This window comes from Psychroserpens sp. XS_ASV72 (genome assembly GCF_041224425.1).
Taxonomy (GTDB): Bacteria; Bacteroidota; Bacteroidia; order Flavobacteriales; family Flavobacteriaceae; genus Psychroserpens.
On sequence record NZ_JBGFGL010000076.1, the window covers coordinates 12,852 to 28,894 of the forward strand.

General features: G+C 35.9%; 16 protein-coding genes. 10 read left to right on the forward strand and 6 right to left on the reverse strand.

Features of this window, described 5'->3' with window-relative positions:
* Positions 1-627, reverse strand: coding sequence for a hemolysin III family protein (locus AB9K26_RS07310; protein ID WP_369971897.1), 627 nt, complete (start codon positions 625-627; stop codon positions 1-3).
* Positions 627-1,325: a DUF4294 domain-containing protein gene (locus tag AB9K26_RS07315; protein WP_369971898.1), complete on the reverse strand. Its 699-nt coding sequence runs from the start codon at positions 1,323-1,325 to the stop codon at positions 627-629. The genes AB9K26_RS07310 and AB9K26_RS07315 overlap by 1 nt, the downstream gene beginning before the upstream one ends.
* Before the next feature lie 124 nt (positions 1,326-1,449).
* Between AB9K26_RS07315 and AB9K26_RS07320 the strand changes: the two genes are divergently transcribed.
* From AB9K26_RS07320 to AB9K26_RS07355, 8 genes are all read left to right on the forward strand, one after another.
* Entirely contained in the window at positions 1,450-2,538 is a 1,089-nt protein-coding gene (locus AB9K26_RS07320) for a M42 family metallopeptidase (RefSeq protein ID WP_369971899.1), read from the forward strand.
* An 18-nt stretch (positions 2,539-2,556) separates the two neighbouring features.
* The gene (locus AB9K26_RS07325) at positions 2,557-3,120 is read left to right on the forward strand and encodes an NUDIX domain-containing protein (protein WP_369971900.1); all 564 of its coding nucleotides are present in this window, start codon (positions 2,557-2,559) and stop codon (positions 3,118-3,120) included.
* 10 nt (positions 3,121-3,130) lie between these two features.
* Complete coding sequence (locus tag AB9K26_RS07330; RefSeq protein ID WP_369971901.1) at positions 3,131-3,805, forward strand: PrsW family intramembrane metalloprotease; 675 nt, start codon at positions 3,131-3,133, stop codon at positions 3,803-3,805.
* Between the two features lie 86 nt (positions 3,806-3,891).
* Positions 3,892-4,368: a biotin/lipoyl-containing protein gene (locus tag AB9K26_RS07335; RefSeq protein WP_369971902.1), complete on the forward strand. Its 477-nt coding sequence runs from the start codon at positions 3,892-3,894 to the stop codon at positions 4,366-4,368.
* A gap of 50 nt (positions 4,369-4,418) precedes the next feature.
* On the forward strand, positions 4,419-5,858 hold the full coding sequence (accC, locus tag AB9K26_RS07340; RefSeq protein WP_369971903.1) for an acetyl-CoA carboxylase biotin carboxylase subunit: 1,440 nt from the start codon (positions 4,419-4,421) through the stop codon (positions 5,856-5,858).
* A 5-nt stretch (positions 5,859-5,863) separates the two neighbouring features.
* Entirely contained in the window at positions 5,864-7,405 is a 1,542-nt protein-coding gene (locus AB9K26_RS07345; protein WP_369971904.1) for an acyl-CoA carboxylase subunit beta, read from the forward strand.
* Positions 7,406-7,448: 43 nt separating this feature from the next.
* Positions 7,449-8,012 carry a DUF1579 domain-containing protein gene (locus AB9K26_RS07350; protein WP_369971905.1) on the forward strand — a complete coding sequence of 188 codons (564 nt, stop codon included), beginning with the start codon at positions 7,449-7,451 and terminating at the stop codon, positions 8,010-8,012.
* A gap of 118 nt (positions 8,013-8,130) precedes the next feature.
* Complete coding sequence (locus AB9K26_RS07355) at positions 8,131-9,336, forward strand: multidrug effflux MFS transporter (protein ID WP_369971906.1); 1,206 nt, start codon at positions 8,131-8,133, stop codon at positions 9,334-9,336.
* Position 9,337: 1 nt separating this feature from the next.
* Here the strand turns inward: AB9K26_RS07355 and AB9K26_RS07360 are convergent, their stop codons facing one another.
* From AB9K26_RS07360 to AB9K26_RS07370, 3 genes are all read right to left on the reverse strand, one after another.
* Positions 9,338-9,628 (reverse strand): DUF2188 domain-containing protein, encoded by a 291-nt coding sequence (locus AB9K26_RS07360; protein WP_369971907.1) that lies wholly within the window; start codon positions 9,626-9,628, stop codon positions 9,338-9,340.
* A gap of 88 nt (positions 9,629-9,716) precedes the next feature.
* Positions 9,717-10,505 carry a hypothetical protein gene (locus AB9K26_RS07365; RefSeq protein ID WP_369971908.1) on the reverse strand — a complete coding sequence of 263 codons (789 nt, stop codon included), beginning with the start codon at positions 10,503-10,505 and terminating at the stop codon, positions 9,717-9,719.
* An 82-nt stretch (positions 10,506-10,587) separates the two neighbouring features.
* Positions 10,588-11,817, reverse strand: a complete 1,230-nt coding sequence (locus AB9K26_RS07370) for a class I SAM-dependent rRNA methyltransferase (protein WP_369971909.1) — start codon at positions 11,815-11,817, stop codon at positions 10,588-10,590.
* 213 nt (positions 11,818-12,030) lie between these two features.
* Between AB9K26_RS07370 and AB9K26_RS07375 the strand changes: the two genes are divergently transcribed.
* Both AB9K26_RS07375 and AB9K26_RS07380 read left to right on the forward strand, forming a co-directional pair.
* Complete coding sequence (locus AB9K26_RS07375; RefSeq protein ID WP_369971910.1) at positions 12,031-12,732, forward strand: acetyltransferase; 702 nt, start codon at positions 12,031-12,033, stop codon at positions 12,730-12,732.
* A complete protein-coding gene (locus AB9K26_RS07380; RefSeq protein WP_369971911.1) occupies positions 12,707-14,017 on the forward strand; it encodes a CoF synthetase in 1,311 nt (436 codons plus the stop codon). The genes AB9K26_RS07375 and AB9K26_RS07380 overlap by 26 nt, the downstream gene beginning before the upstream one ends.
* 94 nt (positions 14,018-14,111) lie before the next feature.
* On the opposite strand, the gene dnaK is transcribed toward AB9K26_RS07380, so the two are convergent.
* The gene (gene dnaK, locus AB9K26_RS07385) at positions 14,112-16,019 is read right to left on the reverse strand and encodes a molecular chaperone DnaK (protein ID WP_369971912.1); all 1,908 of its coding nucleotides are present in this window, start codon (positions 16,017-16,019) and stop codon (positions 14,112-14,114) included.
* Positions 16,020-16,043 lie beyond the last annotated feature (24 nt).

Sequence of the window (16,043 nt, forward strand, 5' to 3'; positions counted from 1 at the left end):
TTAAATAATGTAAAAGTACACCATGAAAAAATGGCAAATAGCTCCAGCTAATACAAATAAATGCCATATCACATGATTGTAAGGAATGCGTTGGATAGCGTAAAATATAATTCCAACGGTATAAAACAATCCACCAGCAAACAACAATAACAATCCGTTATTGGCCATTCGGTCTGCCAAAGTGGAAAAATCAAAGACAATTAACCAACCCATGACCAAATACAGCAAGGTTGAAAACACTTCAAATTTTCCTGTAAAAAACAACTTTAATATGACTCCAAAAGAGGCAATTCCCCAAACTACCCAAAACAGAATCCAACCTAAACTATCTGGTAAAGTAATGAGCAGTACTGGCGTATATGTGCCAGCAATAAGAAAATAAATACTGATATGATCTACAATCCTGAAGTAGTGTTTACGGCGTTCACCTTCCACAGCATGGTAAAATGTTGACGCCAAAAACAAAACGATAATGGAGATACCGTAAACAATCACACTAAAAAGTGCAAAAGGTGTACTTTTTTCCAAATAGACAATCAGTAACACCAGTCCAGCTATTCCTAAAGCTGCACCAATTCCATGGCTCCAAGCATTTAAACGTTCTTCAAGAGGCGATTGTATACGCATTATTGTTTTTTGGTTTCAGTTGGGTTATCAGTAGTGTTATTGACCCATTTGTCTGTCAAATCATAATAATCAAATTCTAAAGCAGGTTCTTGACGTTTAAGCCTACCATCTTGAAAAGCACGCTCAAGAATGTCTTCTATCAAAAAATCCTCTTTTACATTGATGGGATCAAATTCACGTTTCAATGAAATATCGAATAAGCTAGCTGTGGTATTGAACCAAAATGCTCGCCACCCACTTCTCAATTCTTTAATCAAATCAAAAGCTGTACTTCCAGTTTGCCTATGGATAAGCTTGACCAAAATTTGACCTTCAGTACGTGTCAATTTTTTAAGTTCAGCTGAAAATTCTTCCTCGATATATTTTTGTATGATTTTTGCATAGCGACGTTTATCGCGTTTGGAATCTAGCGTCGCCAAACGTTCATTAAGCGACACCAAGCGTTCTGCTGCCAGCTTAGCATAAGGGTACACCTTGATTGTTTTTCGCTTTAAAATAAGATATTTAATACGATCTTCCTTACTATCAAACTTAAGTCTTTGAAGCAGTAAGACCTCGTTTAAATCGATCGCTCTCTTTGGAATGGAATCGCCTTCAATTAAAATATACTCCACTTCAGTACTGTCTTGTACGACAGGTTCTAATTGTCCGAAAACAACACACGGAAAAAGAAGCCATATATACTTAATAAATTTCATCGCTAGAGGATTGCCAAAAACTGTTCCAAAGACAGAAATATTCTCAATTCAAAATTAAATATTTACATTCTGTTAAACCTTAAATTCGTATTAATATTATTAATTTAGTGGAAAATTATTTCAAATGGCAAAAAAAACCTTACTCAATAAAAAATCAATTGATTTTCTTGAATCTTATTTAAACAATGCAGCTCCAACTGGCTATGAATGGACAGGTCAAAAGATATGGATGGATTACCTTAAACCATATGTTGATGAGTTTATTACAGACACTTACGGAACTGCTGTTGGTGTTATTAATCCTAAGGCAGATTACAAAGTAGTTATTGAAGGACATGCCGATGAAATTTCCTGGTACGTCAATTATATTTCTGATGACGGCTTGATTTATGTGATTAGAAATGGTGGTAGTGACCATCAAATTGCGCCAAGTAAGGTTGTAAACATCCATACTAAAAATGGAATTGTGAAGGGTGTTTTTGGATGGCCTGCCATTCACACAAGAAATAGAGCAAAGGAAGAAGCTCCTAAACCTAACAACATCTTTATAGATTGTGGATGCACTTCAAAAGACGAGGTTGAAAAATTAGGCGTTCATGTTGGATGTGTCATCACCTATCCGGATGAATTCCATATTCTGAATGGTAACAAGTTTGTTTGTCGCGCTCTTGATAACCGAATGGGTGGATTTATGATTGCTGAAGTGGCAAGATTACTGAAAGAAGATAAGAAGAAACTTCCTTTTGGTCTTTATATTACAAATTCCGTTCAAGAGGAAATTGGCTTACGAGGCGCTCAAATGATTACTGAAACCATAAAACCTAATGTTGCCATTGTCACAGATGTTACGCATGATACCACAACACCTATGATCGACAAGAAAAAAGAAGGTCATCTAGAACTTGGCAAAGGTCCTGTGATTGCTTATGCGCCTGCGGTTCAACAAAAGCTTCGGGATTTGATTACAGATACTGCTGAAGCCAAAAAGATTCCGTTTCAACGTTCAGCCTTGTCTAGAGCAACAGGAACAGATACGGATGCTTTTGCTTACAGCAATGGTGGTGTCGCCTCAGCTTTGATATCACTTCCATTAAGATACATGCATACCACCGTAGAAATGGTTCATAGAGACGATGTTGAAAATGTGATCAGAATGATTTACGAAACGTTATTGAAAATCAAAAAAGGAGATACCTTCTCTTATTTTAAATAAATCATAAAATGCCTCTTATTGAGGCTTTTTTATATGGATGAACTCATAGACATTGTAGATCAGAACTATATTCCAATTGGAATTTCTGTGCCTAAATCTGAAATCCATAGTAAAGGACATTTACACAACACAGCGCATGTTTGGTTATACAGATCTGATGGTTCTATTCTTTTGCAGCAACGCGCAGCTTCAAAAACTATTTGTCCGCTCCTTTGGGATGTTTCCGTTGCTGGTCATGTTGATGCTGGAGAAACCATAGAGAATGCTGCTATTCGAGAAGCTAAGGAAGAAATTGGTATAAATATATCTCATCCAAATCTTGATAAAATAGGTGTTTTTGACTGTTTTCAATCCTATGCCAATGGGATTACAGATAATGAATTCCATCATACTTTTATTTGCAAAACAACGCTAAGTATTGAAGACTTCACTCCTCAAAAAGATGAAGTTGAGGATTTAAAGTTCGTAACTCTTACTGAATTTGAAGTGCTCTTGAAACACAGTGAAGAGAACAATCATTTTGTAGCCAGTAACAGACCTTATTATCTAAATGTCTTAAAAGCCATTAAAGCAAAACTATAAATCTTTAGGCATGAACAACCTCTTACTCGCCATTGCACCAGTCTTGATTATCATCCTCTACATTTATCTTAAAGACAAGTACGAGAAAGAGCCAAGAGGTTTACTCATGATGAGCTTTGTTTTTGGTGCTATTGTGAGCATTATCATCACTACTATTTTGTATCTAGGTTTTGATATCTTTTTTCCAGAACCAGATCGCTACAGTGTATTCCAACAATTTATAAGAGCTTTCTTTATTGTTGGCTTGGTAGAGGAATTCAGTAAATATGTCATAGTTCGCTATTTCGCGCAACCAAAAACAGCTTTTAATGAACCTTTTGATGGCATTGTTTATGCCGTTATGGTATCAATGGGATTTGCTGCTACTGAAAATATTTTTTACGTGCTTGAAGGTGGTCCAAGAGTAGCCTTGCTTAGAGCTTTCACAGCTGTTCCTGCACATGCAACCTTCGGAATATTAATGGGATATTTTATGGGAAAGGCTAAGTTTAATGGCTATCGTATCAAAACAAATTTGATGGGATTGGGATTGGCTGTCTTATTTCACGGCGCTTATGACTTTTTCCTATTTATAGATTTTATCCCTGGAATTTGGACAGGCGCATTTGTATCACTCATTGTCGGCATCATACTTTCTAGGAAAGCTATTAAGAGACACCAAGAGAATTCACATTTTAAAACTTAATGAAAATAACAATATAACATGATATTTTTCATATTTTAGAAGAGTGTTTTTTTCTAATTTTAAACACCAATAAAAAGTTCTATTTTATGTATCAAATACAAGTCAACAACGCTTTCAGTTTTGATATTTCAGAAGAAGATTCAAAACAACTGGATGTCGTTGAAACCTCAAACAATCAATTTCACATACTAAGTCAAAACAAGACTGTAAAAGCCAAAATCCTTAATTCAGATTTCAACAAAAAAACTTATGATGTCAGTATCAACAACACGACCTATACGGTTGTTATCAATGATACTTTAGATCAGCAGATCAAGGCACTAGGTTTTGAAGTCGGCGCATCCAAACAAGTCAACAATATCAAAGCGCCAATGCCAGGATTAATATTGGAAATCAATGTTAAAGTTGGTCAGGAAGTTAAAGAAGATGATTCTCTGTTGATTCTTGAAGCCATGAAAATGGAAAATGTAATTACGTCACCTCGTGAAGGTATTATCAAATCTGTAAATATCAACCAAGGGGAAACAGTAGACAAGAATGCACTTTTAGTTGAATTCGAATAGTCGAGAGCTTACATTTTAATCCATTCTATAAAAAAGATAAACTATTTCAAATGAAAAAAATATTAATTGCCAATCGTGGTGAAATTGCTATTCGCGTCATGCGAACAGCAAAACAAATGGGAATTAAAACGGTGGCTATTTTTTCTGAAGCCGACCGTAATGCTCCTCATGTAAAATATGCCGACGAAGCGGTATGTATTGGGCCTGCGCCTTCAAATCAGTCCTATTTGAAGGGTGACACCATTATAAAAGTAGCAAAAGATCTTGATGTAGATGGTATTCATCCTGGCTACGGATTTTTAAGTGAAAATGCCGATTTTGCCGAAATGGTCGAAAAAAACAATATTACCTTTATTGGTCCGCGTTCCAAAGCCATCAAAATGATGGGTGACAAACTTGCTGCAAAAGATGCTGTAAAAGACTATGACATTCCTATGGTTCCTGGTGTTGACCATGCCATTACAGATCCAAAGGAAGCGGTACAGATTGCTAAAGACATTGGATTTCCTATTTTGATTAAAGCTGCTGCAGGTGGTGGTGGAAAAGGAATGCGTATAGTTGAAAAGGAAAAAGATGTTGAAGAGCAAATGAAACGTGCCATAAGTGAAGCTAAATCAGCTTTTGGAGATGGCTCTGTTTTTGTTGAAAAATACGTCACATCACCTCGCCATATAGAAATTCAAGTGATGGCTGATAGTCATGGTAATATCCTTCACTTTTTTGAACGTGAATGTTCCGTTCAACGTCGCCATCAAAAAGTGGTCGAAGAAGCACCTTCAGCGGTCTTAACATCAGAATTACGAGAGCGTATGGGACAAGCTGCTATTAACGTTGCTCGCTCATGTGATTACCTAGGCGCTGGAACAGTAGAGTTCTTGTTGGATGCTGACCACAATTTTTATTTCCTCGAAATGAATACAAGACTTCAGGTTGAACATCCTGTTTCAGAATTGATTTCTGGTGTTGATTTAGTAGCATTGCAAATCAAGGTCGCACGTGGTGAAGCCTTAGATATCAAGCAAGAAGATTTGAAGATAAATGGTCATGCTTTAGAACTTCGAGTATACGCTGAAGACCCAATGAACGATTTCTTACCTAGTGTCGGTAAATTAGAAACTTACAAATTACCTGTAGGTAAAAATATTCGTGTGGATAACGGTTTTGAAGAAGGGATGGATATTCCAATTTATTATGATCCAATGCTTTCAAAACTAATTACCTATGGTAAATCACGCTCTGAAGCTATTGAACTAATGATACAAGCCATAGACAATTATGTTGTTAAAGGTGTAGAAACCACGCTGCCTTTTGGTCGTTTTGTTTGTGAGCATGAGGCATTTAGAACAGGCAAGTTTGACACGCATTTTGTGAAGAAGTACTACTCACCTAGCCTACTGGAAGAACGCCATAAGAATGAAGCTGAAATTGCCGCTAAAATTGCATTAAAGCAATACTTGGAAGACCAAAAATTACTAAGATTACCAAACTAGACATTATGGATTCAAAAATAAAAACACTTAACGACAAAAAAGCACTAGCCAAACTTGGTGGTGGACAAGCTCGAATAGACAAACAACATAAAAAGAAAAAACTCACTGCAAGAGAGCGTGTATTATATCTTCTAGACGAAGGGTCTTTTGAAGAAATTGGTGCTTTGGTAACCCATAGAACAAAAGATTTTGGAATGGAAGACCAAAAGTTTTATGGCGACGGTGTCGTCACAGGCTATGGAACTGTTGATGGCAGATTAGTTTATATTTTTGCTCAAGATTTTACGGTTTTTGGTGGATCACTTTCTGAAACCCATGCTGAAAAAATCTGCAAGATTATGGACATGGCTGTTAATGTTGGGGCTCCAATTATAGGCCTTAATGATTCTGGTGGTGCTAGAATACAGGAAGGTGTTCGATCTTTAGGAGGTTATGCTGATATTTTTTACAGAAATGTACAAGCGTCTGGTGTAATTCCACAAATCTCTGCTATAATGGGTCCATGTGCTGGAGGCGCAGTATATTCTCCAGCAATGACAGACTTCACCATCATGGTCCAAGATACCAGCTACATGTTTGTAACAGGGCCAAATGTTGTTAAAACCGTTACGAATGAGGAAGTTACGAGCGAAGAGCTTGGAGGAGCAAGTGTTCATTCCACGAAATCTGGAGTAGCCCATAAAACCTCAGCTAATGATGTAGAATGCTTAGAAGATGTAAAAAAACTTTTGAGTTATTTACCTCAAAGCAATCGTGAAAACCCTGAAGATTTAGATTTTGATTTTCAAGAAGAAATGCGTGAAGGCTTGGCAGATATTGTTCCTGACAATCCGAACAAGCCTTACGATATGCATCAGGTAATTGAAAATGTTATTGATGAAGATTCGTTTTATGAAATCCATAAAGACCATGCAGAAAATATTATTGTAGGTTTTGCAAGATTAGGCGGCAAATCTATAGGTATTGTAGCTAATCAGCCTATGTTTTTGGCTGGTGTTTTAGATGTTAATAGTTCCAAAAAAGCAGCGCGTTTTGTTCGTTTCTGTGACTGTTTTAATATTCCTCTTTTAGTTTTTGAAGATGTTCCTGGCTTTCTTCCCGGAACAGATCAAGAATGGAATGGTATCATTGTTCATGGCGCCAAATTGCTCTATGCTTTTAGTGAAGCAACAGTTCCAAGGGTTACTGTTATTACAAGAAAAGCTTATGGTGGTGCCTATGATGTCATGAATTCAAAACATATTGGTTCTGATATGAATTTTGCTTGGCCAAATGCTGAAATTGCCGTTATGGGAGCTAAAGGTGCTGCGGAAATCATATTTAAGCGTGATATTTCCAATGCAGAAGATCCAGAAGCTAAATGGAAAGAAAAAGAAGCCGAATATGCCGAATTATTCGCCAACCCGTATAGTGCTGCAGAACGAGGTTATATTGATGAAGTCATCTTACCTAGAAACACAAGACGTAAGCTTATTAAGGCATTTGCTATGTTAAAAAATAAAAAAGTAAGCACACCAAAACGAAAACATGGTAATATTCCATTGTAATTTTTAATATCTTTAAATCCTATTAATCACAATCTAGCACAAGATGAAAAAATTTATTCTACCAATACTTTTAATGGTATTTATTGCCAATGTTAACGGACAATCAAAAGAGGAAATGGAAGTCTGGAATACAAACATGAAACCTTCCAAATTCCACAAGTGGATTGCTCAATTTGATGGCACGTGGTCTGGTCAATCTAAGATGTGGATGGATCCAAAACAACCACCAATGGAGTCTAAGATGGTCACAACAAATGAAATGATCTTAGAAGGACGTTACCAACGTTCAACAAATACAGGAAGAATGATGGAACAAGAATTTGTTGGCGAAGGCATTATGGGTTATGACAATGCCTCTAAAAAGTTTGTTTCGACATGGATTGACAATATGGGAACCGGAATTATTTTTATGGAAGGTGAACTTTCTAAAGATGAAAAAATACTTACCCTTTATGGTATGATGAAAGATCCAATCTCTGGAAAAGACATGAAAATCAAACAAACACTTACCCTTGTTAGTGATAACGAGCATAAGTTTGAGATGTATATGATTACAGATGGAAATGAGTTTAAAACCTTGGAAATTATGTATACAAGGGAAGGATAAATGTTTTTAATTTTTCAAAAAAACAAATACTCCCTAAATGGGAGTTTTTTTATGCTTTTTAAGAAGACTTTATGAGCTAAAAAAACAATAAGATTTCAAATCGTTATACCTTTGCGCTATGCAAAACCAACCAAATTTCAGAGTAGAATTTATTGCACTCATGGCTTCTTTGATGTCTATCGTAGCCTTATCAATTGATGCTTTACTACCTGCTTTACCCAAGATTGGAACGGCTCTGGGTGTTACAGACCCAAGCGACAACCAACTGCTAATAACCATGATTTTTTTAGGCCTAGGCTTTGGCCAGTTAATCTTTGGACCATTATCGGACAGCTTTGGCCGCAAGCCTATGGTATATTTTGGTTTTGCAGTATTTGTTATTTCGAGTCTGGTTTGTGTAACCACCAACAGTTTTGAGGTGATGATAATTGGACGGATTTTCCAAGGTATTGGACTTTCATCTCCACGTACTATTGCCATTGCTATAACTCGTGATACTTATAGTGGAGACTTAATGGCTAAAGTACTTTCGATCATAGTCATGTTTTTTATTTTGGTACCAATTGTAGCACCAACATTGGGCCAATGGTTATTGGATTTATTTAATTGGCAAGCCATTTTTAACGGAAACCTCTTTATTGGTTTGATTATAGTGCTTTGGTTTTGGAAAAGACAACCCGAAACTTTGAGTTCGAAAAACAAAATTAAGTTCACTCCTGCCATCTTTATTACAGGAGCCAAAGAGTTCATTCGATATCGTGAAGCTGTAGCGTTTACTTTGGTTTCCGGATTTATTACTGGTTCCTTTATGGTCTATCTGAGCACCTCTCAACAAATTTTTCAGGAGCAGTACCATTTAGGCGATATGTTTCCTTACATTTTTGCAAGTACTGCGTTTTCTGTAGGCTTTGCCACGTTTACCAATAGCCGACTCGTTATGCGTTTTGGAGCTTTTAATATCGCATTTACTGCTGCCTTGGCCTATGCTGCCATATCATTGCTGTATGTTATTCTATTTTTTTCAGGACAAAATCCAAGTATTGCTGTGTTGATTAGTTTTTTTCTAATACAATTTTTTGCTGTTGGATTTCTATTTGGAAATTTACGCTCCTTAGCCATGGAACCATTAGGACATATTGCTGGTATAGGTTCAGCTATAAATGGTTTTGTATCTACAGTAATGGCGGTACCAATAGCTAATTATATCGGAAGTTATGTAAGCACATCTGTATTACCGCTGTTTGTTGGCTTTTCAATTTTTGGCGTATTATCCGTTTTTGTTTTTATGATAGTTCGACGAAGACGGACTGTTGTACGTGCTTAGGTTAATCATCTCTGTAACTTATCCGATCTCGTATCCCGCCACTCTCTCGATGAATGACCACATCTGCTTTGTAGCGTTTTGCTAATCGTTTAGCTTTGTTAATTGCTGTGCTTTGTTTACGATGTTTTGAAGTGATACGTTCGTTACCTTCACGTCTTACAGCCCATCCATTTTGATAAGGAACAACGTGTTGATGCCAAGTTCGCTTTTTAGCTACATCATGACCTAAGGCTTTCAAAATGGCTTCGATAAGCTGTTGTATATTTTTAATTATAGCATTTTGATTGGGCATAATTATTCTATTGCATCTATCTAGATTTCGATTCCATAGAAAGATAAAAAAAGCCCTTGAAAACTCAAGGGTTTATAACTCTAATATTTTAATCATCAGAGTTTTCTGCATCTGGACTAGATAACTTAAACAAATTGTACCCTATACCAAAGCCTAACCATATATTCCCATTGCTATTCCAATCATAATTTTTTTGATTATTGATATGATCAACTCCTGCGTATAAGCCTATTTGTATTTTTTTATATTCTATCATTACCCCATTAAAAAAAGTCAATATCGACACATCTTGTGCTTCAGTATCTGATAGACCTCTGGCATTACTTGTATTTAAATTAACACTTCCTACTCCTGCTCCGAATTGGTAATACCACGATACATTCTTTTGTCCTGAAAATAAAATATTCAAGGTCGAGTTGAGATTAAACTCTGTATCAAACGCGAACTCTTCTTGAGGTCTAGCCTTAAATGGTAAAGTTAAAAGTCCCACAGAAATTTTGTCTTTTGGAACAAATATCTTTCCATAGGATACTAAATCTTTATAAGAAATCTGATAGACTTTGTTTTCATACAGCTCACTTTTTAACGTGCCCTTGCTTTGTTTTAACTTTTCCTTTTTATCTTTTCGAATAGATTTAAAATCGACAGCTCTCAATTTCACGGAATCCTTTTTATCATTAAAATCAATAATATAGAATTTGATATTCGGTTCAAGATAAAGGGAATTTGTATCGTTTTTTGCGAAACTTGCAACTTCAACATTTCCAACAGCTACAGGAACCTTGAATGTCACTATATCACTTACCTTAAAGTCTTGGGCTTGAATAGGTCTACTAAAGCAAAATACAATTAGTAATACGATTAACTTTAATTTCATAATTAGGTGGTTTTTATTAATAATTAAAACTACAAATTAGCTTTTAATTAAAAATACCTTTTACTAGGTATTATCAATTCATTCAATCCAAAAAACGATAATAGCCACATTTTAGATAGGCCCCTTCAGGAAAACCAATAGGATGATCCATATCGTGTTGTGTCTTATTAACAGTTTCAAAAGCCCGCTTTGAAGCTTGCAATGTCTGCGCATTAATATCATAAAAAGCAGTTGCTGAAACCCTTGAAGAGCAGGATGCTAGTACCAAAATTCCGCCTTTGGATGTTAACTGGATTCCCAGCTGAGCTAATTGCGCATACTTTTTCTTTGCTAGTGCGACTTCTTTTTGCTGTTTAGCAAAACTTGGTGGATCAATAACTACGATATCATAAGTAGTCTTCTCAAGAATTAATCTGTTTAATACTTCAAAGGCATCACCAGCAATGGTAATGTGTTTGCCAGAATAAGAATTCAATAATCCGTTTTGTTTTGCTATTTCCAAGGCTTGGGCGCTAATATCGACACTTGTTACTTGTTTTGCTCCCTTTGCTAAAGCATGTACCGAAAATCCACCAGCATAAGAAAAGACATCTAAAACTGTTTTACCTTTACTCATCAAACCTACTTGCCTTCTGTTTTCACGATGATCTAAAAAGTAGCCCGTTTTATGTCCTTTAATGACATGTGCTGAAAAATGGACTCCGTGTTCAATAAATTGCACAACAGGCTGTTCTAGCTTTCCAAAAACAACTTGACCATCTACAAATTGATGTGATTCTAATTGCTGCATACTTCGACTCAGTCGCATGACAACGGTTTTCACATTTGAAATTTCAATCAAGTTCTCTATAATGTCTTTTAAGTATGGTAGCCAGATTTCAGAATAAAGCTTAACTACTAAAACATCAGCATATACATCTGCTATCAAAGAAGGAAATCCATCATTTTCTCCAAAAAGCAATCGATAACTATTGGTGTTCGTTTTTAATAAGGATTCTCTTTTTTTATAGGCATCTTTAATTTTATGATGGAAAAAAGATGCATCAATTTTGGTTGGAGCTGTTCCTTGGTATAACATTTTGATTCGAATAGGTGAAGCTGCATCATATAACCCAATACCCATCATTTTATTGGTTTTATTCCCGAAAATTATAGCCAAATCACCTGTTTTAGCATCGACATTGATTTTTGTAATACTTTCGGAAAACACCCATGGATGTCCCTTTTGCACATAATTCTCCCCTTTTGTTGTAAGCTTTACAGCTAAACGTTTGGTTTTTTTTTGTACTGAAAATGGACTGTTAAATGTCATAATTTATACAAGAGTGTAAAAACTTAGTAATCAGAATTTACTGTAAAAATAGCCCTAAATAGCACAAGATTTAACATTTAACGGATGAAATCACACTGTTTAGCGTTAATACTGCTTTATTTATGATTGTTTGGATATCTTCGAAATCTAACCATATCGACTTTGACAATTCGATTGTTGACCCTAAAACATTAATTTGTCAGATCTAAAGAAATGAAAAACATAGTTATTTATGGTGCTTCTGGCCATGGTAAAATGATTGTGGATATTATTCAAAAGAATAATGATTACAATCTAATTGGTTTCATTGATTCATATAAACCAGTAAATTCAACCGTATATGGACATAAAGTCATTGGAAATTTAGACGCTTTTTCAATTTTAATAAAAAAGTTCAACATTGAAGCTATGGCTATCGGCATTGGTGACAATGATTTGAGGTTAAGAATTTACAAAGACATCAAAAAAATAGCGCCCAAAATCGCGTTTGTCCCTATTGTACATCCAAATGCAATCCTAGCAGAAGATGTTGTCGTTCCTGAAGGTGCTGTACTTATGGCTGGCGCCATTGTTAATGCCAATGCTAAGATTGGTAAATTTTGTGTCATAAATACCAAAGCTTCTTTAGGTCACGATTCTAAAATGTCAGACTTTTCAACCTTAGCTTCTGGTGCTACTGTAGCAGGCAATGTTAGTATAGGGTATTGTTCTACCATTTGTTTGAGTGCCTCTATTAGTCAAGGTGTATCAATTGGTGATTATACAACCATTGGTGGATCTTCATTGGTACTCAAATCCATCGGAAACAAAAAGCTTGCTTTTGGAGTACCGATACATACCATAAAAAACAGAACAATAGATCCTTATATAAAAGATTTCGATAGCGTATATGATTCTAAACTTGTTAAGAAATAAAAGCTTTTGGGTTAAGGATTATTTGCAAGGCAATCCTGTAAAAAAGCATCTCAAGGAAATCAAGACTATTCAGAAAAATCCAAATTCAAGTGAAGCCATTCATTTAAAGGAAGACTACATCCATAAGTTAATTACTCACGCCATAACTACATCAGATTATTACAAAAAATGGCATGGTGCTAAAGTAATTCAAGACTTCCCAGTCATCAACAAATCCGTAATTAGAGAGCACTTTCAAGCGTTTGAATCAATTAAATTCAAAGATTCCAAAAACCATAAAGTCTCAACAAGTGGATCTACAGGCCTTTCTTTTTTTCTATTTCAGAATAAAAACAAACGCCATAGAAATTCTGCTGATGGCATTTACTTTTACGAACGTGCCAATTATACCTTTGGAAATAAGATCTATAAACTTATTGTTTGGCATAGTAACAACAAAAAAAGTAATTTTCAAGCTTGGCTACTAAATATGTACCAATGGGATGTGTCTCACTTTGATGAAAAAAGCACTGAAGAATTCATTCATCTAATACAACATGACAACTCTAAAAAAGGTGTCCTTCAATGTTATGCTTCTGTATTGGAATTAATTGCCAACTATTTAGAGAAAAACGATCTAAACATACATTCCCATAGCTTAAACTCTGTGGTTGCCATGTCTGAATTTTTAAATGATTTCACTAAAAACACTTTAGAAAAACGCTTAGGCATCCCTGTTTACTCGAGGTATTCAAATGAAGAAATGGGAATGCTAGCACAACAAACTGGTAACGCTTCGAAATTATTCGAGATTAATCATGCGAGTTATAATGTTGAAATTCTGAACATAGAATCTGATACGCCTGCCAAAGAAGGTGAATTGGGAAGAGTTGTCATAACTGACCTGCACAATCATGCCATGCCCATCATTAGATACGATACTGGAGATTTAGCTAGCTTCAAACTGGTGGATAATGTAATGTACCTAGATCAAGTGGTAGGTCGTAAAATGGATGTCATTTATGATACAAACGGTAAATTTGTATCGTCTTTTATTACTCATGCTATTTTTAATGAGTTTTATCAATACATTCAACAATATCAATTCATACAGCAAGGAGAAAAAGCGTATGAGGTAAGACTCAATATTGGCACTAAGACTTTTGAGTTTGAAAATGCGCTTTTATTAAAAATAAAACAGCACTTTGGTGAAGATGCTGATGTTAAAATTATCTATGTAGATGAAATCCCGACTTTGGCATCTGGAAAAAGAAGAAAGGTCATCAATAATTACATCAAAAATTAAACTCAAATAAAAAAACGCAACCATTTCTGATTGCGCTTTTTAAAATGTTAAGTAATTTATGTGAGATGCTGAAATTAGTTCAGCATGACGTTCTTTATTTAACTTCTTCGAAATCGACGTCTTCTACATCATTTCCTTCTGCTTGCCCATTAGAACTTGCATCTGGTCCTGGAGCTTCTGCACCACCTTGTTGTGCTTCAGCTTGTGCTTTGTACATCTCTTCGGAAGCCACTTTCCAAGCCTCGTTAATCTTTTCCAAAGCAGGTTCAATGACTGCAATGTCTTTAGTTTCGTAAGCTTTTTTCAATTCTTCCAAAGCTTCTTCGATAGGCTTTTTCTTATCTTCTGATAATTTATCACCAAACTCACTTAACTGATTCTCCGTTTGGAAAATCATAGCGTCAGCCTGATTCAATTTTTCAGCAGTTTCCTTAGCCTTAGCATCAGCTTCTGCATTGGCTTCAGCTTCTTGCTTCATCTTTTGGATTTCTTCCTCAGTCAATCCTGAAGAGGCCTCAATTCTGATATCCTGTGATTTACCAGTCGCTTTATCTGTAGCTGATACCTTGATAATACCATTGGCATCAATATCGAATGTCACTTCAATTTGAGGTACACCACGTTTTGCTGGTGGAATACCATCTAAGTGGAAACGACCAATCGTTTTGTTATCTGCTGCCATTGGACGCTCACCTTGCAGGACATGAATTTCAACCGATGGCTGATTGTCTGCCGCTGTTGAGAACACTTGACTCTTCTTTGTTGGAATAGTCGTGTTAGCCTCAATCAATTTGGTCATTACATTACCCATAGTTTCGATACCAAGAGATAAAGGCGTAACATCCAACAACAAGACATCTTTCACATCTCCAGTTAACACACCACCTTGAATAGCAGCACCTAAAGATACCACCTCATCTGGATTCACACCTTTGCTTGGTGCTTTTCCAAAGAATTTTTCAACAGCAGACTGAACCGCTGGTATACGTGTTGAACCACCTACCAAAATGATTTCATCAATATCACTTTTTGACAATCCTGCAGATTTCAATGCCGATTCACATGGCTCAATTGTACGTTTTACCAAATCGTCAATCAATTGCTCAAATTTAGAACGTGACAATGTACGCACCAAGTGTTTTGGTCCACTAGCTGTAGCCGTTACATAAGGCAAGTTGATTTCAGTTTGAGAAGACGATGACAATTCAATCTTAGCCTTTTCAGCAGCTTCTTTCAAACGCTGTAAAGCCATTGGGTCTTTTCTTAAATCAATATCTTCTTCAGATTTGAACTCTTCTGCTAACCAATTGATGATTTTCTCATCAACATCGTCACCACCTAAGTGTGTATCACCATCTGTAGACAATACTTCAAATACACCATCTCCTAACTCTAGGATAGATACATCATGTGTACCACCACCAAAATCAAATACAACGATTTTTTGATCTTGTCCTTTTTTATCTAATCCGTAAGCTAAAGCTGCAGCAGTTGGCTCATTGATGATACGTTCAACCTTTAAACCTGCAATCTCACCTGCTTCCTTTGTAGCTTGACGCTGTGAATCATTAAAGTATGCTGGCACAGTAATTACTGCACGATTGACATCTTGACCTAAATAATCTTCAGCAGTCTTCTTCATTTTTTGAAGAATCATCGCTGATAATTCCTGAGGTGTATATAAGCGACCTTCGATATCTACACGAGGTGTATCGTTATCACCTTTAACAACTTTATAAGGTACACGTTCTGCCTCTTTTTTAGATTCAGAATATTTGTTACCCATAAAACGTTTAATAGAATAAACGGTTTTTGTTGGATTGGTTACTGCTTGTCGTTTTGCAGGATCACCAACCTTGATTTCTCCACCTTCCACAAAGGCAATAACCGAAGGCGTAGTTCTTTTACCTTCAGCGTTTGGGATTACCACTGGCTCATTCCCTTCCATTACAGAAACGCATGAGTTGGTTGTTCCTAAATCGATTCCAATAATCTTACTCATAATATGTTATTAGTTTTATAAATT

What these genes read in the sequence shown, in the direction of transcription:
- AB9K26_RS07360 (WP_369971907.1), bottom strand. Translation starts at nt 9,628, where the DNA reads ATGCCCAATCAAAATGCTATAATTAAAAATATACAACAGCTTATCGAA.
- AB9K26_RS07350 (WP_369971905.1), top strand. Translation starts at nt 7,449, where the DNA reads ATGAAAAAATTTATTCTACCAATACTTTTAATGGTATTTATTGCCAAT.
- AB9K26_RS07320 (WP_369971899.1), top strand. Translation starts at nt 1,450, where the DNA reads ATGGCAAAAAAAACCTTACTCAATAAAAAATCAATTGATTTTCTTGAA.
- AB9K26_RS07370 (WP_369971909.1), bottom strand. Translation starts at nt 11,817, where the DNA reads ATGACATTTAACAGTCCATTTTCAGTACAAAAAAAAACCAAACGTTTA.
- accC (WP_369971903.1), top strand. Translation starts at nt 4,419, where the DNA reads ATGAAAAAAATATTAATTGCCAATCGTGGTGAAATTGCTATTCGCGTC.
- AB9K26_RS07345 (WP_369971904.1), top strand. Translation starts at nt 5,864, where the DNA reads ATGGATTCAAAAATAAAAACACTTAACGACAAAAAAGCACTAGCCAAA.
- AB9K26_RS07330 (WP_369971901.1), top strand. Translation starts at nt 3,131, where the DNA reads ATGAACAACCTCTTACTCGCCATTGCACCAGTCTTGATTATCATCCTC.
- AB9K26_RS07310 (WP_369971897.1), bottom strand. Translation starts at nt 627, where the DNA reads ATGCGTATACAATCGCCTCTTGAAGAACGTTTAAATGCTTGGAGCCAT.
- AB9K26_RS07375 (WP_369971910.1), top strand. Translation starts at nt 12,031, where the DNA reads ATGAAAAACATAGTTATTTATGGTGCTTCTGGCCATGGTAAAATGATT.
- dnaK (WP_369971912.1), bottom strand. Translation starts at nt 16,019, where the DNA reads ATGAGTAAGATTATTGGAATCGATTTAGGAACAACCAACTCATGCGTT.
- AB9K26_RS07315 (WP_369971898.1), bottom strand. Translation starts at nt 1,325, where the DNA reads ATGAAATTTATTAAGTATATATGGCTTCTTTTTCCGTGTGTTGTTTTC.
- AB9K26_RS07380 (WP_369971911.1), top strand. Translation starts at nt 12,707, where the DNA reads ATGATTCTAAACTTGTTAAGAAATAAAAGCTTTTGGGTTAAGGATTAT.
- AB9K26_RS07335 (WP_369971902.1), top strand. Translation starts at nt 3,892, where the DNA reads ATGTATCAAATACAAGTCAACAACGCTTTCAGTTTTGATATTTCAGAA.
- AB9K26_RS07365 (WP_369971908.1), bottom strand. Translation starts at nt 10,505, where the DNA reads ATGAAATTAAAGTTAATCGTATTACTAATTGTATTTTGCTTTAGTAGA.
- AB9K26_RS07355 (WP_369971906.1), top strand. Translation starts at nt 8,131, where the DNA reads ATGCAAAACCAACCAAATTTCAGAGTAGAATTTATTGCACTCATGGCT.